Genomic DNA, 19795 nt, shown 5'->3' with positions numbered 1-19795 from the left:
GTCAGGCCCCGGCGAGGATCGCGTGGACCCGACGCAGGTCGGCGGTGATCGCCTCCGCCGGCCGGTGCCGGGTCACCGGGTGGTCGGTGAGGCCCGTGAGGGCCTCGCGCGCCTGCGCCATGAGCTCGCGCTGCCCGCGCACGCGCGGGTTCCACGCCGCACCGAGGACCTGGTAGCCGATGGCGGCGAGCAGCTGCTCCATCTCGCGGTACGGGGCGACCGCCCGGGGGGCGTCGGCGACGGCCCGCGTGGCCACGACGTCGGAGCCGATGAGCTCGACGTACAGCTGGCGGCAGTGGTCGAGGTGGGCGGCCATCCCGGCGTCCGTGCGGGTCCGGCGCTCGGCGAGGTCCGCGAGCACGTCGTCGAGGGCGAGGACGACCCGACGCCCGTGGGCCCGCAGGAGCAGCTCCGGCCGGCCGAGGCGACCGCTGACGAAGAGGACGAGCACCGCCGACCCCACGCCGATGAGCGTGTCGAGGGCGCGGTCGAGCACGATCGTCTCGGTGTCCATCGCCGTCAGCCGTGAGGAGATCACCAGCGCGAGCGGGGTGATGAAGGTGACCGCCATCGCGTAGTTGCGTGTCACGAGCAGCTCGACGATGCCTTGGAAGACGATGACGACCGCCACGAGCCACCAGTGGCTGAGGTCGAGCGAGAGGACTGCGGCGAAGAGGACGAGCCCGGTGGCGGTGCCCACGGTGCGCTGCAGGGCCCGGTGGTGCTGCGAGACCCGGGTGCCGCCCGTCTGCACGACGAGGACGGCGAACCCGGCCGCCCAGTAGGCGTGGGCGTTGTCGAGCAGGAGGGCGAAGCCGCCCGCGAGGAGGGTCGCCGCCGCGACGCGGGCGGCGACGAGCAGGTCCTCGCTCGGCCAGCGCAGGGCCTGGCGCAGGGACCACGAGGCGCGGGGGCGCCCGAGGGAGACCTGCCGCACGCTCGCGGCCTGGTGCAGGGCCATCTCCGCGGTCACCTCGGTGTCGGTCCCGCCGACCGCCTTGGCGACCGTGCTCGCGTAGCGGTTGTTGACACGCTGGAGCCGCCCCGCGAAGGCCTCCTCGGTGCCACCGTCGGTCACGGCGGTCCAGGCCCGGCTGAGGGCCCCGGCGGCGGTCCGGCGGGCCGCGGGGACGGCCGCCGGGTCCGTCTCCCGGACGTAGGCGTCGACGGCCCCCTCGGCGGCGCTGACCGCGGCCTCCTCGATGCCGGTGACGCGGAACCACGCATCCGAGGTCCCGACGACGATCGCCGACAGGACGCCGATGGCGGCGAGACCGAGCACCTTGCCGGGATCGGCTCCGCCGGTCGCCGCGAGGTGGGCGATGCCGAGATCGAGGGCGAAGAAGAACGCGGCCGGCGGCCCGATGCCGAGGGTGTAGGTCAGCAGGGCGGCGACGGTCGCGACCACCGCCATCGCGAGGATGCCGAGGAGTGCGTGGCCCGCGGTGAGGATGCCGATGCCGATCGCGAGGAGCAGCCCCAGACCGGCGAGCGGGATGGTCCGGAACCGGCGCCGGACCGGTCCACCGGCCCCGTAGAGGACGGCGAAGACCCCCAACCCGGCCATGAAGGCATCATGGTGGTTGTCGAGGAGGGAGATGAGGACCATCGGGACCGCCGCGGCCGTCGCCGCCCTGAGGGCGATCCAGCGCCGCACGGGGCCGGGGTTCCAGCGGACGAGGGGTCGCAGGAGCTCGCCGACCGCGCTCATGCCAACCTCCCGCTGGTCCACTCCGCGTGCACCTCGTAGCCGAGCGAGAGATAGATCCGTCGTGCCCGGTCGTTGTGCGAGTACATCCCCAGCGTGCACCACCCGTGCTCGGCGACGGCGGCCCGGGTCAGCTCGGTCGTGACCGCCCGCGCGAGCCCACGGCCGCGGGCGGCGGGCACCGTCGTGATGCCGGCGAGCACCGGTGCGCCCGAGCGCTCGCGCTCGCAGCAGCCGACGGCGAGCAGGGCGCCGGCCGCGTCGCGGGCACCGAGCCAGCGCTGCCCCGCGCGGGCGAAGGGCTGCCCGTCGGTCCCCGGGTTGTGCGCGTCGAGCAGGGCCTGGACCTCGTCGCGCTCCGACGGCCCCAGCTCGACGAGGCCCTCGACGGGCTCGGTGGCCGGCGCGGTCCGCGTGCTCATGAACTCCCAGCGGCCACCGACCGCCCCGAGCAGCCCGCCGAGGTCCTCCAGACCGCGGGGCAGGGTGACCGAGGTGGCCCCCTTCGCCCTCGCCCGGTCCACCCACGAGGCGAAGGGTGCGGACCCCGCCAGCTCGCGCAGGGCCGCGTGGTCGCCCCGGAGCATGATCGCGACGCCGTGGGTGTGGGTCGGGCGGACGAAGGCGAGCGCCCACGCCGCCCCGGCGCGGATCGCGAGGGCGGGGACCTCGACGTCGGACGAGGCCTCGGCCCGCACGACCGGGTCGCCGCCGCTCCACTCCAGCAGGTGCGACATGGGGACGGTCTGGCTCACCGGGATAGCGTGCCACCTGTGGTGCCCGACGATCTCTTCGCCTCTGCCTCCGACGACGCGGCGTCGCCCGGGGCGGACCTCAACGCGCCGCTCGCGGTGCGGATGCGCCCCCGCAACCTCGACGAGGTGCGCGGCCAGGGGGAGGTGCTGCGTCCCGGCTCGCCGCTGCGACGCCTCGTGGAGGGCAGCGCCAATGCCGTCGCCGGACCGATGTCGGCGATCATCTGGGGGCCGCCGGGGACCGGCAAGACGACGCTCGCGCACCTCGTCGCGACGGCCGCCGACCGTGACTTCGTCCAGCTGTCGGCGGTGACCGCCGGCGTCAAGGACGTGCGCGCGGTGATGGAGCGCGCCGCGACCAACCGGTCGATGTACGGGCGGCAGACGGTGCTCTTCCTCGACGAGATCCACCGGTTCTCCAAGGCGCAGCAAGACGCGCTGCTGCCCGGCGTCGAGAACCGCGAGGTCGTCCTCGTCGCGGCGACGACGGAGAACCCGAGCTTCTCGGTCATCGCGCCGCTGCTCTCCCGCTCGATCCTCGTCACCCTCGACTCCCTCACCCGGGAGGAGGTCGCGGAGGTCATCGACGCGGCCCTCACCGACGAGCGCGGCCTCGCCGGCGGGTACGACCTCGCCGACGACGCCCGCGACCACCTCGTCGCGATCGCCGGCGGTGACGCCCGTCGCGCGCTCACCTCCCTCGAGGCCGCTGCCGGCGTGGCCGCCGGCGACGTCCCCTTCGGGCCGGGCACACCGGAGACGGTGCCGCTCACCCTGGCCCACGTCGAGCAGGCGGTGGCCCGTGCCGCGGTGCGCTACGACCGCACGGGCGACCAGCACTACGACGTCGCCTCCGCCTTCATCAAGTCGATGCGCGGGTCCGACGTGGACGCGGCGCTGCACTACCTCGCCCGACAGCTCGAGGCGGGCGAGGACCCGAGGTTCATCGCCCGGCGCATCGTCATCTCCGCGTCCGAGGACGTCGGCCTCGGCGACCCGACCGCGCTGCAGACCGCTGTCGCGGCCATGCACGCCGTCGCCCAGATCGGCATGCCGGAGGCGAGGATCATCCTCGCCCAGGCGGTCGTGCACAACACGTTGGCCCCCAAGTCCAACGCCGCCTACACGGGGATCAACGAGGCGGTCGCCGACGTGCGGGCCGGCAAGGTCCAGGCGGTGCCGCCGCACCTGCGCGGCAGCGGGTACACCCAGGCCTCCGACCGTGCGGCCGGTGCCAGCGGGGGAGCGAAGGTGGAGGGCTACGTCTACGCGCACGACCAGCCGGACGCGGTGGCGGCACAGCAGTACCTGCCCGACGACCTCCAGGCCGAGATGGCCGAGCGGTCGTACTACCGGCCGACGGACCGCGGCTTCGAGGCGCGGCTGCAGGAGCGGTGGGCCTGGCTGCGGGGACGTCTGCGCGGCAAGGGGTAGGACGGCGGGCCCGGGTAGGGTGGGGGCCATGACCGTGCCTCTCGGACGGCCGCGGCGGACCATCGCCCGGCGAGCTACCTCGGGGTCGGCCCGCGCCTGACGCGCCGGTCGCCCCCTTCGCTCCTGCCCGAGATCCTGCAGCACAGACCTGCACCACCAGATTGGACGCGAACACCCATGGAAACTGCCGAGATCCGGCGCCGCTGGCTGACCTTCTTCGAGGCGAAGGGGCACACGGTCGTCCCCTCCGCCCCGCTGATCCACGAGGACCCGACGCTCCTCTTCGTCAACGCGGGCATGGTCCCCTTCAAGCCCTACTTCTCCGGTCAGGAGACGGCGCCCTGGGACCGCGCCACGAGCGTGCAGAAGTGCGTGCGCACCGGTGACATCGACGAGGTCGGCAAGACCTCGCGGCACGGCACCTTCTTCCAGATGAACGGCAACTTCTCCTTCGGCGACTACTTCAAGCGCGAGGCGATCAGCTTCGCGTGGGAGCTGCTCACGACGAGCCAGGACGCCGGGGGGTACGGCCTCGACCCGGAGCGTCTCTGGGCGACGGTCTACCGCGACGACGACGAGGCCGAGCAGCTGTGGCTGGAGCTCACCTCGATCCCCGCCGAGCGCATCGTGCGCCGCGGCGAGGCGGACAACTACTGGTCGATGGGCGTGCCCGGCCCGGGCGGCCCGTGCAGCGAGATCTTCTACGACCGCGGCGAGGAGTACGGCCGGGACGGCGGGCCGGCGGTCGACGAGGACCGGTTCATGGAGATCTGGAACCTCGTCTTCATGCAGTACGAGCTGTCGGCGGTGCGCTCGAAGTCCGACTTCGACGTGGCCGGCCCGCTGCCCGCGCAGAGCGTCGACACGGGCATGGGCCTGGAGCGGATCGCGAGCATCCTGCAGGGCGTCGACAACATGTACGAGATCGACGAGGTCTACCCGGTCCTGGAGAAGGCTGCCGAGATGACCGGTCGCAGCTACGGCACCCGGTCGGGCCACACCGCTGGTGACTCGCACCCCGACGACGTCCACCTGCGCGTCGTGGCCGACCACGTGCGCTCCTCTCTCATGCTCATCGGGGACGGTGTCACCCCCGGCAACGAGGGACGTGGCTACGTGCTGCGCCGCATGCTGCGGCGTGCGGTGCGCGCGATGCGCCTGCTGGGCTACGACGAGCCGGCGCTGCCGCACCTGATGCCGGTCTCGATGGAGCGGATGAGCGCCTCGTACCCGGAGCTGCGCACCGGCTTCGACCGGATCGCGCAGATCGCCTACGCCGAGGAGCAGGCCTTCAGGCGCACGCTCGCGCAGGGCACGACGATCCTCGACACCGCGGTGGCGAGGACCAAGCAGGGCGGGGGGGACACCCTCGGCGGTGACCAGGCCTTCGCCCTGCACGACACCTACGGCTTCCCGATCGACCTCACCCTCGAGATGGCGGCCGAGCAGGGGCTGAAGGTCGACCGCGACGGTTTCGTCCGCCTCATGGACGAGCAGCGGCAGCGGGCCAAGGCCGACGCCAGGGCCAAGAAGGGCGGCATCGCCCACACCGAGGTGTGGAGGGACCTGCGTGCGCTGGGCGCCACCGACTGGCGCGCGTACGAGGAGCTGACGACGACCGGCTCGGTCGTCGGTCTCGTCCGCGACGGCGCCCGTGTCGAGGAGCTCGAGCCCGGGCAGACCGGCCAGGTCGTGCTCGACCGCACGAGCTTCTACGCCGAGTCCGGCGGTCAGGTCGCCGACTCCGGCGTCATCGTCGTCGACGGCGCGCGCCTGCTCGTGCGCGACGTCCAGCGTCCCGTGAAGGGCCTCGTCGTGCACACCGTCGAGGTCGCCGACGGCCCGGTGCGCGTGGGCACCGAGGCCTCGGCCGAGGTCGACCCGCAGTGGCGCGTGGACGCCTGCCAGGCGCACTCCGGCACGCACGTCGTGCACGCGGCGCTGCGGCAGGTGCTCGGTCCCTCCGCGCTGCAGTCCGGGTCGTACAACAAGCCCGGGTACCTGCGGCTCGACTTCGCGTGGAACCAGGGCCTGTCCGCCGACGCCCGCGCCGAGATCGAGCACGTGGCCAACCTCGCGGTCCGCGACGACCTGCCGGTCTCCGCGGACTGGATGACCCTGCCCGAGGCCCGTGAGCGGGGCGCGCTGGCGCTCTTCGGCGAGACCTACGACGAGCAGGTCCGCGTCATCGAGATCGGTGGCGAGTGGTCGCGCGAGCTGTGCGGCGGCACCCACGTGCGCCACTCCAGCCAGATCGGCGCCCTCACCCTCACCGGCGAGTCCAGCGTCGGCTCCGGCGTGCGCCGCCTCGAGGCCTACGTCGGGATGAACGCGCTGCAGCACCTCGCGACCGAGCGGGCGCTCGTCGCCGAGCTCTCGAGCATCGTCAAGGCGCCCTCGGCAGAGCTGCCCGAGCGCGTCAGCGAGCTCGTCACCCGCCTGCGCGAGGTGGAGAAGGAGCTGGACAAGGTCCGTCGCGAGCAGGTGGCCGCGAACGCGGGCGCGCTCACGGACGCAGCGAGCGAGGTCGGCGGCACCACGTACATCGGCCAGCACGTCGCCGGGGGCATGCCGGACGACCTGCGCCGGATGGTCACGGACACCCGGGCCAAGCTCGGCGAGGAGCGACCCTCGGTCGTGGCCCTCACCGGTGACGGCCCCGGCAAGCCGGTCGTCGTCGTCGCCACCAACGAGTCCGCCCGGGCGAAGGGGGTCAAGGCCGGCGCGCTCGTGCGGGTCGCGGCCCAGGTCCTCGGCGGCGGCGGTGGCGGCAAGGACGACCTCGCCCAGGGCGGTGGCCAGGACGCCACCAAGGTCGAGGACGCCCTGGCGGCCATCGAGCGGGAGCTCGGTGCCTGACGAGGTGCCCGGCGCGATGCGCCCGGGCGTGCGGCTCGGCATCGACGTGGGCGAGGCCCGCGTCGGGGTCGCCGCGTGCGACCCCGGCGGGCTGCTCGCGACGCCCGTCGAGACCGTGGCACGCGACCTGCAGCACGGCAGCGACATCGACCGCGTCATCACCCTCGCCGGCGAGCTCGGCGCGATGGAGCTCGTCGTCGGCCTGCCCCGTTCCCTCGACGGGAGCGAGGGAACGGCGGCAGCGGGGATCCGGACCTGGGTCAAGCAGCTGGGGACCGCGTTGCACGCGTCACCGCTCGGCAACACACCGATCCGCCTCGTGGACGAACGGCTCACGACCGTGGATGCTCATCGGGGTCTGCGGGAGAGCGGCGTCGCCGGACGGCGCCATCGCAGCGTGGTCGACCAGGCGGCGGCCGTGCTGATCCTGCAGACTGCGCTGGACACGGAACGCGCAACCGGTGGACCCCCCGGCGAACGGGTCGGTCGGCCGCGCCGACGCACACCGAAGGGCAAGAAGGCATGAACCAGCTCGACGACGACATCTTCGAGAGCCAGCACGAGCACCGGCACACCCGGTCGCGTCGTCGGGCCAACCGCGACCGCTCGCGCCGCACCGGGGCGAGCTGCCTGGCGGTCCTGCTCGCCGGTGCGGTCCTGCTCGCGGCGGCCTTCTTCGCCTTCGGCTCCCTGCGCTCGCTCCTCCCCGGCGCCAGCGAGCCAAGCGACTACGAGGGCGCCGGCCACGGCACCGTCGAGGTGGAGATCACCTCCGGGCAGTCCGGCTCCGAGATCGGCGAGTCCCTCGTCGAGGCCGGCGTCGTGAAGTCGACGAGCAGCTTCACCTCCGTGGCGGCGACCCAGCCGGACAAGGCGGCGGCGATCCAGCCGGGCACCTACTCGATGCGTCAGGAGATGTCGGCGGCCAGCGCCTTCGACCGTCTGCTCGACCCCAAGGCGCGGATCGCCAAGGGCGTCACGCTGAGCGAGGGCCTGTGGCGGTCGGAGATCTACCCCAAGCTCTCCAAGGCCACCGGCGTGCCCGTCGCCGACTACGAGAAGGCGGAGAAGTCCGCCCAGCTCGAGCTCCCCGCCGAGGCAGGCGGCGACGTCGAGGGCTGGCTCTTCCCCTCGACCTACGAGTTCGAGAAGGGCACGAGCGCGGTCGAGCAGCTCAACCAGATGATCAGGATGACGACCGACCAGCTCACCGAGGCCAAGGTCGCGCGCCGCGACTGGGAGCGCACCCTCACCGTCGCCTCGATCGTCGAGGGCGAGGCCGGGGCCGCCGACCGCGGCAAGGTCGCCCGGGTCATCGAGAACCGCCTGGAGGACGTCAACGGACCGACGGTCGGGATGCTCCAGATGGACTCGACGATCCACTACATGCTCCAGAAGCGGGGGACGGTGACGACCTCCGACAAGGAGCGCAACACCGACAGCCCGTACAACACGTACAAGAACAAGGGGCTGCCCCCCGGCCCGATCAACAACCCGGGCGCCGACGCCATCGAGGCCGCCGGCAACCCCGACGAGGGCGACTGGCTCTTCTTCGTCACCGTCGACCCGGAGTCGGGGGAGACGAAGTTCACCGCGGACGAGGCCCAGCACCAGCGCAACGTCCAGGAGTTCTGCCGCAACACCGGCAGCTGCGAGAAGTGACGCTGCACGCGGGCGTCCTCGGCAGCCCGATCCGGCACTCGCTCTCGCCCACGCTCCACCGGGCGGGGTACGCGGCGGCCGGGTTGTCGGACTGGGAGTACACCGCCCACGAGGTCGACGAAGGGGGTCTCACCCCCTTCGTCGCCGGTCTCGACGCCTCCTGGCGCGGCCTGAGCCTCACCATGCCGCTCAAGGTCGCGGCCTTCGACGTCGCCGACGAGGTGAGCGCGCTCGCCCGCGCGGCCGGCGCCATCAACACGCTCGTGCGCACGCAGGCGGGCTGGTCGGCGCACAACACCGACGTCCACGGGATTGTCGCGGCCCTCGCCGAGGCGGGTGCCGCGCACGTCTCCTCCGCGACGATCGTCGGGTCCGGGGCGACGGCCCGCTCGGCGCTGCTCGGGCTCGTCGGGCTCGGGGCGCGACGGGTCACCGTCGCTGCCCGGACCCCGTCCCGGGCCGAGGCCCTGCGGGACGTGTGCGACGTCGATCTGCAGGTCGTCCCGCTCCGGGAGTGGGCGAGCACGGGTGACCGGGCCGTGGTCTCCACCCTCCCGGGGGGACCGGCCAACGCCGTCGCCGCCGGGCACACCCGCGGCGACCTCTCCGGCGTCACCCTCCTCGACGTCGTCTACGCCGACTGGCCGACGCCGCTGGCCCGGGCCGCCGCCGCGCACGGTGCGACGGTCGTCTCCGGGCTGGAGATGCTCGTCCACCAGGCGGCCCGGCAGTTCGAGCTCTTCACCGGGGCCACTGCGCCCGTCGAGGCGATGCAGGCCGCCGGCCGGGAGGCGCTCGGCCACACCCCGGACGCCTGACGGCGCCCGCTGACCGAAGTGCGAGGATTGCGCCCATGTTGCGTTGGTTGACCGCTGGTGAGTCGCACGGCCAGGCCCTCGTGGCGACCCTCGAGGGGCTGCCCGCGGGCGTCGAGGTCACGACCTCGGACGTCGCCGGGGCCCTCGCCCGTCGCCGTCTCGGCTACGGGCGCGGGGCCCGGATGAAGTTCGAGCAGGACCAGGTGACCTTCCTCGGTGGTGTCCGCCACGGGAGGACCCTCGGCTCGCCGCTGGCCGTGATGATCGGCAACACCGAGTGGCCCAAGTGGGAGACGGTGATGAGCGCCGACCCCGTCGAGAGCGAGGCGCTCGCCGCGGCCGACGACGTCAACGCGGAGAAGGAGATCGCCCGCAACCGGCCGCTCACCCGCCCGCGTCCCGGCCACGCCGACCTCGTCGGCATGCAGAAGTACGGATTCGACGAGGCCCGCCCGGTCCTCGAGCGCGCCTCGGCCCGCGAGACCGCGGCCCGCGTCGCCCTCGGCGAGATCGCCGAGCGCTTCCTCGAGCAGGCGTACGGCATCCGCCTCGTCGCGCACACGGTCGCCATCGGCGAGGGCTCCGCCCCCGCGGACGGCCCGCTGCCGACCCCCGAGGACACCCCGGCCCTCGACGCCAACCCGGTCCGCGCGATGACTCGCGAGGGCACCGACGCCATGGTCGCCGAGATCGAGGCGGCCAAGAAGGACGGCGACACCCTCGGCGGCGTCGTCGAGGTCCTCGCCTACGACCTGCCCCCGGGCCTGGGCAGCCACGTCCACTGGGACCGTCGCCTCGACGCGCGCCTCGCGGGTGCGCTCATGAGCATCCAGGCGATGAAGGGCGTCGAGGTCGGCGACGGCTTCACGACCGCCCGCCGTCGCGGCTCGGCCGCGCACGACGAGATGGAGCGTGACGCCGACGGCGTGATCCACCGGCGCACCGGCCGGGCGGGGGGGACCGAAGGGGGGATGAGCACCGGTGACGTCCTGCGCGTCCGCGCCGCGATGAAGCCCATCAGCACCGTCCCGCGCGCCCTCGAGACCGTCGACGTCGCCGGGACCGACCCGGCGACGGCCATCCACCAGCGCTCCGACGTGTGCGCCGTGCCCGCCGCCGGCGTCGTCGCCCAGGCGATGGTCGCCCTCGTGCTCGCCGAGGCCTGCGTCGAGAAGTTCGGCGGCGACTCCGTCGCCGAGACCGCCCGCAACCACCGCGCCTACCTCGACGCGATCCCCGAGCTCATGCGGACGTGGGAGGCGTGAGCGGGGCCCCCTTCGTCGTCGTCATCGGACCTCCCGGGGTCGGCAAGTCGACGGTCGCCCGCGAGCTCGCCGACCGCCTCGGCCGGACCCTCGTCGACACCGACTCCCTCGTCGAGCAGCGCGAGGGACGCAGCATCTCCGACCTCTTCGTCATCGAGGGGGAGGAGTACTTCCGGGCCGCCGAGGAGCGTGCCGTGCTCGAGTCGCTCACCGAGGACGGCATCGTCCTGGCGCTCGGCGGCGGGGCACCGATGATCCCCGCGGTCACCGAGGCGCTGGCCGGGCACACGGTCCTCTTCCTCGACGTCGGCATCGCCGACGCGGCCAAGCGGATCGGCTTCGACACGAGCCGGCCGCTGCTGGCGGTCAACCCGCGGCAGAGCTGGATCCGGACGATGGAGGCGCGCCGCCCCACGTACGAGGCGCTGGCGACGCACCGCGTGGACACCGCGGGACGGCAGGTCGACGAGGTCGTGACCGCCGCCCTGCGTCTGCTGGAGGAGAGCGCGTGAGTGACGTGAGCACCATCCCCGTCGGCGACGACTACGACGTTCTCGTCGGGCCCGGCGTCTCGAGCCGCGTCACCGAGGTCCTGCCGAAGGGGGTCGCCCGGGTCCTCGTCGTCCACGGCGCGCCCCTCGCCCGGCTCGCGGAGCCCGTCGTCACGGCCCTGCGGGATGCCGGTCTCGAGGTCCACGTCGCCCCCGTGCCGGACGCCGAGGCGGCCAAGACGGTCACCGTCGCGGCCGGTCTGTGGGCGACGATGGGGCAGGCCGGGTTCACCCGGAGCGATGCGGTCGTCGCCGTCGGCGGCGGCAGCGTCACCGACCTCGGCGGCTGGGCCGCCGCGGCCTGGCTGCGCGGCGTGGCGGTCGTGCACGTGCCGACGACCGTGCTCGGCATGGTCGACGCGGCCGTGGGTGGCAAGACCGGCATCAACACGGCCGAGGGCAAGAACCTCGTCGGGGCCTTCCACACGCCGGCCGCCGTGCTCTGCGACCTCGACCACCTCGCGACGCTGCCCCCGGCGGACCTGTCCGCGGGGCTCGCCGAGGTCGTCAAGGGCGGCTTCATCGCGGACCCGCGCATCCTCGAGATCGTCGAGGCCGACGAGTCCGGGGTGCAGGACCCCACCTCGCCCGCCCTGCGCGAGGTCATCGAGCGCAAGATCGCGGTCAAGGCGGGCGTCGTCGCCGCCGACCTGCGCGAGTCGCACCTGCGCGAGATCCTCAACTACGGCCACACCCTCGGTCACGCGATCGAGCACCACGAGCAGTACCGCATGCGTCACGGCGAGGCCGTGGCCATCGGCATGGTCTTCGCGGCCGAGATCGCCCATCGCACGGGTCGGATCGACGCGGCCCTGCTCGAGCGGCACCGGTACGTGCTGGGTCTCCTCGGTCTGCCGACCCGGTACTCGGGAGCGGACTTCGACGAGCTGCTCGCCGCCCTTCGCCGTGACAAGAAGACGCGCGGGTCCACCCTGCGCTTCGTCGTGCTCGACGGCCTGGCCGAGCCGGCCCGGCTCGAGGGCCCGGACGAGGCCCTGCTGCGCGCGGCCTACGCCGCCCTCGCCTGACCGATCCCGCGCGCGACCGCCCCCCCCCCCCCCCCGAACCTGCATTCCCCTAGGGCAATGCAGACCTGAGCGCGCATTGCCCTAGGGGAATGCAGGGTCAGGGGGCGTCGAGGTCGGCCTCGTGCACGGTGATCGCGACCTGGACCCGGTTGTCGGCGTCGAGCTTGTCGAGGATGCGGCCGACGTGGGCCTTGACCGTCGCGACGCTCAGGTAGAGCTGCGCCGAGATCTCCGCGTTGGACAGGCCCGCGCCGACGGCGCGGGCGACGTCGAGCTCCCGCTCGGTGAGCAGCGCCAGGCGGGACCGGGCCGTGTCACGCGACGCGTCGGCCCCGCGTCGGGAGGCCCCGCGCACGGACTCCAGGACTCGGGACGTGACGCTCGGGGAGAGGATCGACTGCCCGGCCGCGACGAGCCGCACGGCTTCGACGATCCGGTCCGGCGGGGTGTCCTTGAGCAGGAATCCGTCCGCCCCGTGCTGCAGCGCGCGCATGACGTCGTCGTCGGCGTCGAAGGTCGTGAGGACGATGACCTTGCTCGGCGCCCCGCTGCGGACGAGCTCCTCGGTGGCCGACAACCCGTCCAGGCGCGGCATGCGGATGTCCATGAGCACGACGTCGGGCGCGTGCTCGGCGATGACCGACAGCCCCTGCCGGCCGTCCCCGGCCTGGGCGACGACGGTGATCTCCGGCGCCCCGCCGAGGATCATCGACAGCGCGGTGCGGACCATGGCGTCGTCGTCGACGAGGACGACGGAGATGGGCGGGCTCACGCCGGCCACGGTAGCGAGGCCACGAGTCGGTGCATCCCGTCGGGGTGCCAGCCGTGCGCCAGCTCACCGCCGGCCAGCTCGACGCGCTCGGCGAGCCCGAGGAGACCCAGCCCGGAGGCTGGTGCCGGCGCCTGGTGGCCGACGGCGCGGGGGTTGGCGACCTCGACCCGCAGCGTGCCGCCGGCGCGGCCGCCGAGCGTGACCGCCACGGCCGCCCCGGGCGCGTGCTTGCGGGCATTGGTCAGGCCCTCCTGCACGACCCGGTAGACCGTGCGTCCGGTCGTCTCGGGCACGGCCGTCGGGTCGATGCCGCCGTCGTCGAACGCCGCCCGGGTTCCCCCGGCACAGGCCTCCTCGAGCAGCTCCGGCACGTCGGCGAGGGTGCTCTGCGGGCGAAGGGGGAGGGACACGTCCTCGTCGCGCAGGACCCCGAGGACCTCGCGCAGGTCGGTCAGCGCGGCGCGGGCGTTGGTGTCGATCGCGGCGATCGCCTCGCGCCGCTCCGCCTCGGGCAGGTCCTCGCGGTAGGTGAGCAGCCCGGAGTGCATCGTGATGAGGGAGATGCGGTGGGTGAGGACGTCGTGCATCTCGCGGGCGATGCGCGAGCGCTCTGCCGTCTGCGCCCGGGAGACGCGCGCGCTCTGCTCCGACTCCGCGGAGCGGGCCCGCTCGACCCACGAGGCCACGAGTGCCCGGCGCGACCCGATGGCGTACCCGACCGCCACGGTGACGACGATGACGAGCAGGGTGACGAGGGCCTCCACCCAGAGCGGCAGCGCCTTGGGGTCGGGGTAGACGACCCGGGTCGCGAGGAGGCTCGCGAGCACGGTGAACCCGGCGAGCGGGAGGATCTCGCGCCAGCGCCGGCGGGTCGCGAGCGAGACGAGCACGACGGTCTGCGCTCCCGCGGCGACCATCGACACGCCGGCGAACACCGTCGTCGCGGTGGTCACCGGGACCGGCCACCGACGGCGCAGCAGGAGCAGAGCCGCGGCGAGGAGACCGAGGAGCGGGTCGACGACGACGAACCACAGGCCCCTCAGCACGCTCGGCTCAAGACCGCTGTCCGAGAAGATCATCGCCGACGTGATGAGCCACAGCAGCCCGCCCAGGAGCAGCGCGACGACGACCCGCCACGTGGTGTCCCACCACGTGAGCCGGTCCGGGACGCGCTCCTCGCGCTGGGCTGTGGCTGTCACGGGCCCACCGTAGGCGCAGCCCGACCGCGACGACATCAGCCCCAGGGAGGGGGCCGCACGCCGGCGGCCCCTACCTGAGGAGGGGGAGCCGTCGAGACCTGCGGGCGATGTCCCCTTCGCCCCCGCCGTCGCATCGTGGGAGCCATGATCACGCTCACCCACCTCACCAAGCGCTACGGCGGTTTCGCCGCCGTCGACGACATCTCCTTCACCGCCCGCCCCGGTAGCGTCACCGGGTTCCTCGGCCCCAACGGCGCGGGCAAGTCCACCGCGATGCGGATGGTCACCGGCCTCACGCCGCCGACCTCCGGCGAGGCGCTCGTCCTCGGCCGGCGCTACGCCGACCTGCCCAACCCCGGCCGCCACGTCGGCGTCATGCTCGACGCCTCGGCCCAGCACCCCGGCCGCACTGGACGAGAGGTGCTCACCCTGGCCGCCCGCTCGATCGGCGTCGGGCCGACCGCCGTCGAGCACGGGCTCGCCACCGTCGGTCTCACCGACCAGGAGGCCGGTCGACGGGTGCGCAACTACTCGCTCGGCATGCGCCAGCGCCTCGGCCTGGCCGCTGCGCTCATCGGCGACCCCGAGGTGCTCGTCCTCGACGAGCCGGCCAACGGGCTCGACCCCCAGGGCATCCACTGGATGCGGGGGCTGCTGCGCGGCTTCGCCGACCGCGGCGGCACCGTGCTGCTCTCCTCGCACCTGCTCTCCGAGGTGCAGGTCGTCGCCGACGAGCTCGTCATCATCGGCCACGGGCGCATCGTCGCCCAGGGCAGCGTCGAGCAGCTCCTGCAGCAGCAGGGCACGCGCGTGCGCTCCACCGACGACGCGGCCCTGGCCGCAGCGCTGACCACCGCGGGCATCGAGGTCACCGCCAGCCCCGCCGGCCTGCTGGCGGCGACGAGCAGCGAGGCGGTCGGTCGCATCGCGCTCGACGCCCGCATCGTCCTCACCGACCTCGCCAGCGGCTCCGCCGGTGGCCTCGAGGAGCTCTTCCTCGCCCTGACCGCCGCACAGTCCCGAGAGGGGATGGCCGCATGAGCGCCGCCACCGCACCCACCGCACCCACCACGTCCGAGTCCGCGCCGGTCGACGTCTCCGGCGACCGGATCCCCTTCGCCCGGCTCGTCGGCCTCGAGCTGCGCAAGATGGTCGACACCCGCGCCGGCACGTGGATGCTCGTCGTCATGGCGGGGATGAGCTTCCTCGTCGCTGCCGGCCTCGTCGTCTGGGGCGAGGGGAGCGGCGCGGCCTTCCCGACCTTCTTGGGCCTGATCGTCATGCCGACGATGCTCCTGCTGCCGATCGTGGGCATCATGTCGGCGACCCAGGAGTGGGCCCACCGCACCGGGCTGGTGACCTTCGCCCTCGTGCCACGGCGCGGTCGGGTGCTCGCTGCGAAGGTCGCCGGGGCGCTGGTGCTCTGCCTCGTGCTGCTCGCCGCCGCCGGCGCCGCGGCCGTCCTCGGCACGCTCCTCGCGGGCGGGGAGCTCACCCTGACCGGCATCTCGCTGGTCGGCATCGTCCTCGCCGGCCTCGTCTACACCCTCCAGGGCGTCGCCTTCGGCGCAGCCTTCCTCAACACCCCGGTCGCCATCGTCACCAGCCTCGTGCTGCCGACGGTGTGGACGGTCCTCACCGCGACGATCGGCTGGATGGGCGATGTCGCCCGCTGGCTCGACCTCAACCTCGTCGCCGCGCCTCTCACCGAGGGCAGCATGACCGGCGAGAGCTGGGCGCAGCTGGCGACCGCCACCGCCGTCTGGGTCGGGATCCCGCTGGCGATCGGGACCCACCGGGTCCTCATGCGCGAGGTGAAGTAGTCCGCTCCCTGCTCGTCCCACCACGGGGCGCGGTCCGCGACATGATCTCGATGATCGCGGCCGCGTCCTCGTCGCTGATGGCGCCCCACCCGGGCTCGTAGCCGTAGACCTCGCCGAGCGGGGTGGCCGCGCGGTTGCCGAGGAGCAGCTCCACGTCGTCGACCGTGAGCAGCCCGGGGTGCCAGACGCCGCACGCCTCCGAGACCTTGAGCAGGTCGCGGCGCAGGGTGCGCAGGTAGTTGTTGACGCGCTGCGCCTTGAGCGTCGGGTCCAACCCCCGGACGAGCCACGGGTTCTGCGTGGCGACACCGGTGGGGCAGTGGTCCGTGTGACACCGCTGTGCCTGGATGCAGCCCAGCGCGAGCATCGGCTCACGGGCCACGTGCACCATGTCGCAGCCGAGGGCGAAGGCGACGAGCGCGTTCTCGGGCAGGCCGAGCTTGCCGGACCCGACGAAGGTGACCCGGTCGGTGATGCCCGCGCGGGCGAAGACCGAGTACACCCGGGTGAAGGCCAGCCGGAAGGGCAGCGCCACCGCGTCGCTGAAGACGAGCGGGGCAGCGCCGGTCCCCCCTTCGCCGCCGTCGATGACGACGAAGTCGACGCCGCGGGAGTGGTCCGCGGCCATCGTGTCCACCAGCTCCTGCCAGAACCCCATGTCGCCCACCGCGGACTTGATGCCCACGGGCAGCCCGGTCTCGTCGGCGACGCGCTCGACGAAGTCGAGGAGGGAGTCGACGTCGTCGAACTCGGTGTGCCGGGAGGGGCTGGCGCAGTCGTGCCCCTGCGCGATGCCGCGGGTCTGCGCGATCTCGTCGGAGATCTTCGCCGCGGGCAGCATGCCACCCAGCCCCGGCTTGGCCCCCTGGCTCAGCTTGACCTCGATGGCCTTGACCGGCGCGGACGCCACGACCTCCTTGAGCCGCTCGAGGTCGAAGCGGCCCTCCTCGTCCCGGCACCCGAAGTAGGCCGTGCCGATCTGGAAGATCAGGTCCCCGCCCTGCCGGTGGTGCGGCGAGAGCGACCCCTCGCCGGTGCAGTGCAGCGCGCCGGCGAGGCGGGCGCCCTCGTTGAGGGCCTGGACGGCCGGACCGGACAGCGAGCCGAAGCTCATGCCGGAGATGTTGACGACCGAGTTGGGCCGGAACGCGTGCCGGCGGCCACGCGGTCCCCCGAGGACCTTGGCGCTCGGCAGGACCACGGAGTCCGCGGAGTGCACCGCCGTGGGCGCGGCGACGTCGGAGAAGGTGCGGTGCTTGAGGATCGGGTAGCCCTCCACCGTCTCCACGTCGTTGTCCGTGCCGAAGCCGACGTAGTTGTTCTCCATCTTGGACGAGGCGTAGACCCAGGCCCGCTGGTCCCGGCTGAAGGGCCGCTCCTCGTCGTTGCTCGTGACGATGTACTGCCGCAGCTCGGGTCCGATGCGCTCGAGCAGGTAGCGGGCGTTGGCGACGACCGGGAAGTTGCGCTTCAGGGAGTGCTGCTTCTGCAGCAGGTCCCGGGCAGCGAGCCCGGCGGTGCCGGCGAGCACGGTGGCGAGGGCGACCTTCGACTTCATGCTCGCCATCCTGCCTCTCCCGGGGGGTGGATGCGAGGATGCCCCGCATGACGACCTCGTTCGGCGCCGGCCGGCGTCGATGGCTGCTGGTGGCAGCGGCCGTCGTCGTGGTCCTCCTCGCAGCCCTCGTCCTGTGGCGCGCCGGCGACGACGACGTGCCGGGGGCGCCGCAGGGCCCGGCGGGGGCGGCGTTCTACTCGACGAGCGCGGAGCAGCTGTCCGCAGGGCGCCACGGCAGCCTCATCTGGTCCCGCCGGGTCGTCGACGGCCCGACGATCGGCGGGACGACGCACCTGGTCATGTACCGCTCGACGGACGCGCAGGGGGAGCCCGTCGCCGTGTCCGGGGTGGTGTCCGTGCCGGCCGGGAAGCCCCCGCAGGGCGGCTGGCCGGTCATCAGCTGGGGCCACGGCACCACCGGCATGGCCGACGAGTGCGCCCCCTCCCGCTCCCTGGTGGACCAGCAGACGGGCGTCTACACCGCGGCCATGGACCGGGCCACCGCGGACCTCGTCGGGGACGGCTACGCCGTCGCGCGCACCGACTACGAGGGGCTGGGCACGCCGGGGCCGCACCCGTACCTCATGGGGCAGTCGGCCGGGGCGGCCATGACCGACATCGTCCTGGCCGCGCACGAGCTCTCCCCGGACCTCTCCCCGCACTGGGTCGCCATGGGGCACTCGCAGGGCGCCCAGGCGGCACTCTTCACGAGCCGCTTCACCACCGGGTACTCACCCGGGCTCGACCTGGCCGGGATCGTCGCCCTGGCGCCGCCGAGCCAGCTCGGCGTCGTCGTCGAGATGGCCGACGGCGGTCGGCCCGCGGGGACGACGGCGCAGGAGCGGGCCGCCGCGGCAGATGCGGGCTCGGGGTTCCTCGGTCCGCTCATCGTCTCCGCCGCCCGCGTCGCCGGCGTGCCGGAGGAGGACGTGGTGAGCCCCGCGGGCCGCAGGCTGCTGCCGCAGCTGGAGGAGCGCTGCATCGCCGAGCTCTTCCGGCAGGACTCCTTCGGCGGCATGGACCTGCCGACCTTCCTGCGGGACGACGCCGACCTCTCCCGCATCCGCCGGGTCGTCGGCGCCAACGACGCGGCGGAGCTGCACCCGCAGGTGCCGGTCCTCGTCGTCCACGGCACGAAGGACACCACGGTGCCGCCGCTGCTCAGCGACCGCCTGGCGGAGCAGTACGAGGCGCAGGGCGCGGACCTGACGTACGAGCGCGTGCGGGGGGCCGACCACATCTCGGTGCTCGAGGAGGCCGCCGCCGACGTGAGCGCGTGGGTGTCCGAGGCGTTCGACGGTTAGGATGCTGGGCGGCCCGCGCGCGCCCTCGGCGCAGCGGTGGGAGACCAGACCGAGACGACGCGAAGGCGAGCACACCCGTGGCAACGACGAATGACCTCAAGAACGGCATGGTCCTCAACATCGACGGCCAGCTCTGGAGCGTCGTGGAGTTCCAGCACGTCAAGCCCGGCAAGGGCCCGGCCTTCGTGCGCACCAAGCTGAAGAACGTCACGAGCGGCAAGACCGTCGACAAGACCTTCAACGCCGGCACCAAGGTCGAGACGTCCAACGTCGACAAGCGCACGATGCAGTACCTGTACAACGACGGCACCGACTTCGTCTTCATGGACCCCGACACCTACGACCAGATCCCGGTCGCGCCGGAGGTCGTCGGTGACGCCGCCAAGTACATGCTGGAGAACCAGGAGGCGGTCATCGCCCGCCACGACGGCAGCGTCCTGTACGTCGAGCTGCCCGCCTCGGTCGTCCTCGAGATCACCTACACCGAGCCGGGCCTCCAGGGCGACCGCTCGACCGGTGGCACCAAGCCGGCCACCCTCGAGACCGGCGCCGAGATCGCCGTCCCGCTCTTCCTCGAGCAGGGCACCAAGGTCAAGGTCGACACCCGCGACGGCTCCTACCTCGGTCGAGTGAGCTGAGTGGGGGCACGCACCAAGGCGCGTCGGCGTGCCGTCGACCTGCTCTTCGAGGCCGAGTCCCGGGGCCTGAACGCGAGTGACCTCGCGAGCGAGCGGGCGTCGAAGCCGGTCACGCCGGCGCCGCTCAACCCGTACACGATCACCGCTGTCCAGGGCGTCGTGGCGCACTGGAACGACATCAACGACGCCCTGACCACGTACAGCCAGGGCTGGACCCTCGACCGCATGCCCGACGTCGACCGCGCCATCCTGCGGCTCGGCGCCTGGGAGATCCTCTTCAGCGAGGACGTCCCCGACCAGGTCGCCGTGAGCGAGGCCGTCGTCCTGGCGACCGAGCTCAGCACGGACGAGTCGCCGAAGTTCATCAACGGGCTGCTGGCGCGCATCGTCGAGGTCAAGCCCACCCTCGTCTGAGGAGACA

General features: G+C 73.3%; 18 protein-coding genes. 13 read left to right on the top strand and 5 right to left on the bottom strand.

What is annotated here, in order from left to right; translation table 11 throughout:
* Window position 1 precedes the first annotated feature (1 nt).
* A complete protein-coding gene (locus V3C34_RS11935; protein ID WP_068323514.1) occupies window positions 2–1711 on the bottom strand; it encodes an FUSC family protein in 1710 nt (569 codons plus the stop codon).
* Window positions 1708–2463 (bottom strand): GNAT family N-acetyltransferase, encoded by a 756-nt coding sequence (locus V3C34_RS11930; RefSeq protein ID WP_346007224.1) that lies wholly within the window; start codon window positions 2461–2463, stop codon window positions 1708–1710. Before V3C34_RS11930 ends, V3C34_RS11935 begins: the two co-directional genes overlap by 4 nt.
* 18 nt (window positions 2464–2481) lie before the next feature.
* Here V3C34_RS11930 and V3C34_RS11925 point away from each other — a divergent pair, with 18 nt between their 5' ends.
* The 8 genes from V3C34_RS11925 (at window position 2482) to aroB (ending at window position 12080) form a co-directional block, all read left to right on the top strand.
* Entirely contained in the window at window positions 2482–3897 is a 1416-nt protein-coding gene (locus V3C34_RS11925) for a replication-associated recombination protein A (RefSeq protein WP_346007223.1), read from the top strand.
* 177 nt (window positions 3898–4074) lie between these two features.
* Window positions 4075–6756 carry an alanine--tRNA ligase gene (gene alaS, locus V3C34_RS11920; RefSeq protein ID WP_068323524.1) on the top strand — a complete coding sequence of 894 codons (2682 nt, stop codon included), beginning with the start codon at window positions 4075–4077 and terminating at the stop codon, window positions 6754–6756.
* Between the two features lie 16 nt (window positions 6757–6772).
* Window positions 6773–7282: a Holliday junction resolvase RuvX gene (gene ruvX / locus V3C34_RS11915; protein WP_346008565.1), complete on the top strand. Its 510-nt coding sequence runs from the start codon at window positions 6773–6775 to the stop codon at window positions 7280–7282.
* Entirely contained in the window at window positions 7279–8418 is a 1140-nt protein-coding gene (gene mltG, locus V3C34_RS11910) for an endolytic transglycosylase MltG (RefSeq protein WP_346007222.1), read from the top strand. Before ruvX ends, mltG begins: the two co-directional genes overlap by 4 nt.
* Window positions 8415–9236, top strand: coding sequence for a shikimate dehydrogenase (locus V3C34_RS11905; RefSeq protein WP_346007221.1), 822 nt, complete (start codon window positions 8415–8417; stop codon window positions 9234–9236). Before mltG ends, V3C34_RS11905 begins: the two co-directional genes overlap by 4 nt.
* 35 nt (window positions 9237–9271) lie before the next feature.
* A complete protein-coding gene (aroC, locus tag V3C34_RS11900; RefSeq protein ID WP_346007220.1) occupies window positions 9272–10501 on the top strand; it encodes a chorismate synthase in 1230 nt (409 codons plus the stop codon).
* Window positions 10498–11013, top strand: coding sequence for a shikimate kinase (locus tag V3C34_RS11895; protein ID WP_346007219.1), 516 nt, complete (start codon window positions 10498–10500; stop codon window positions 11011–11013). Before aroC ends, V3C34_RS11895 begins: the two co-directional genes overlap by 4 nt.
* Window positions 11010–12080 carry a 3-dehydroquinate synthase gene (gene aroB / locus V3C34_RS11890; RefSeq protein ID WP_346007218.1) on the top strand — a complete coding sequence of 357 codons (1071 nt, stop codon included), beginning with the start codon at window positions 11010–11012 and terminating at the stop codon, window positions 12078–12080. Before V3C34_RS11895 ends, aroB begins: the two co-directional genes overlap by 4 nt.
* Before the next feature lie 97 nt (window positions 12081–12177).
* Here the strand turns inward: aroB and V3C34_RS11885 are convergent, their stop codons facing one another.
* A complete protein-coding gene (locus tag V3C34_RS11885) occupies window positions 12178–12861 on the bottom strand; it encodes a response regulator transcription factor (RefSeq protein WP_345913760.1) in 684 nt (227 codons plus the stop codon).
* Window positions 12849–14051: a sensor histidine kinase gene (locus tag V3C34_RS11880; RefSeq protein WP_346007217.1), complete on the bottom strand. Its 1203-nt coding sequence runs from the start codon at window positions 14049–14051 to the stop codon at window positions 12849–12851. Before V3C34_RS11880 ends, V3C34_RS11885 begins: the two co-directional genes overlap by 13 nt.
* A gap of 144 nt (window positions 14052–14195) precedes the next feature.
* Between V3C34_RS11880 and V3C34_RS11875 the strand changes: the two genes are divergently transcribed.
* Window positions 14196–15092, top strand: a complete 897-nt coding sequence (locus V3C34_RS11875; RefSeq protein ID WP_346007216.1) for an ABC transporter ATP-binding protein — start codon at window positions 14196–14198, stop codon at window positions 15090–15092.
* Window positions 15089–15874 carry an ABC transporter permease gene (locus tag V3C34_RS11870; RefSeq protein WP_346007215.1) on the top strand — a complete coding sequence of 262 codons (786 nt, stop codon included), beginning with the start codon at window positions 15089–15091 and terminating at the stop codon, window positions 15872–15874. The genes V3C34_RS11875 and V3C34_RS11870 overlap by 4 nt, the downstream gene beginning before the upstream one ends.
* Here the strand turns inward: V3C34_RS11870 and V3C34_RS11865 are convergent.
* The gene (locus V3C34_RS11865) at window positions 15855–17432 is read right to left on the bottom strand and encodes an FMN-binding glutamate synthase family protein (protein WP_068421168.1); all 1578 of its coding nucleotides are present in this window, start codon (window positions 17430–17432) and stop codon (window positions 15855–15857) included. The genes V3C34_RS11870 and V3C34_RS11865 overlap by 20 nt on opposite strands.
* Window positions 17433–17479: 47 nt before the next feature.
* On the opposite strand from V3C34_RS11865, the gene V3C34_RS11860 reads away from it, so the two are divergent.
* The 3 genes from V3C34_RS11860 (at window position 17480) to nusB (ending at window position 19788) form a co-directional block, all read left to right on the top strand.
* Complete coding sequence (locus V3C34_RS11860; protein ID WP_346007214.1) at window positions 17480–18736, top strand: lipase family protein; 1257 nt, start codon at window positions 17480–17482, stop codon at window positions 18734–18736.
* 77 nt (window positions 18737–18813) lie between these two features.
* A complete protein-coding gene (gene efp, locus V3C34_RS11855; protein ID WP_068323581.1) occupies window positions 18814–19374 on the top strand; it encodes an elongation factor P in 561 nt (186 codons plus the stop codon).
* Window positions 19375–19788, top strand: a complete 414-nt coding sequence (gene nusB, locus V3C34_RS11850; protein ID WP_068323582.1) for a transcription antitermination factor NusB — start codon at window positions 19375–19377, stop codon at window positions 19786–19788.
* Window positions 19789–19795 lie beyond the last annotated feature (7 nt).

Origin of the sequence: Janibacter terrae (assembly GCF_039636765.1) — a bacterium.
Classification (GTDB): Bacteria; Actinomycetota; Actinomycetes; order Actinomycetales; family Dermatophilaceae; genus Janibacter; species Janibacter terrae.
The sequence above is the reverse complement of the archived record's forward strand: the minus strand, read 5'-3'. Positions and strand labels throughout refer to the sequence as shown.

Excerpts from the sequence above, each read along its gene's own strand:
- V3C34_RS11935 (WP_068323514.1), bottom strand. The coding sequence starts at position 1,711 with ATGAGCGCGGTCGGCGAGCTCCTGCGACCCCTCGTCCGCTGGAACCCC.
- V3C34_RS11875 (WP_346007216.1), top strand. The coding sequence starts at position 14,196 with ATGATCACGCTCACCCACCTCACCAAGCGCTACGGCGGTTTCGCCGCC.
- alaS (WP_068323524.1), top strand. The coding sequence starts at position 4,075 with ATGGAAACTGCCGAGATCCGGCGCCGCTGGCTGACCTTCTTCGAGGCG.
- ruvX (WP_346008565.1), top strand. The coding sequence starts at position 6,773 with ATGCGCCCGGGCGTGCGGCTCGGCATCGACGTGGGCGAGGCCCGCGTC.
- mltG (WP_346007222.1), top strand. The coding sequence starts at position 7,279 with ATGAACCAGCTCGACGACGACATCTTCGAGAGCCAGCACGAGCACCGG.
- V3C34_RS11870 (WP_346007215.1), top strand. The coding sequence starts at position 15,089 with ATGAGCGCCGCCACCGCACCCACCGCACCCACCACGTCCGAGTCCGCG.
- aroC (WP_346007220.1), top strand. The coding sequence starts at position 9,272 with ATGTTGCGTTGGTTGACCGCTGGTGAGTCGCACGGCCAGGCCCTCGTG.
- V3C34_RS11860 (WP_346007214.1), top strand. The coding sequence starts at position 17,480 with ATGACGACCTCGTTCGGCGCCGGCCGGCGTCGATGGCTGCTGGTGGCA.
- V3C34_RS11865 (WP_068421168.1), bottom strand. The coding sequence starts at position 17,432 with ATGAAGTCGAAGGTCGCCCTCGCCACCGTGCTCGCCGGCACCGCCGGG.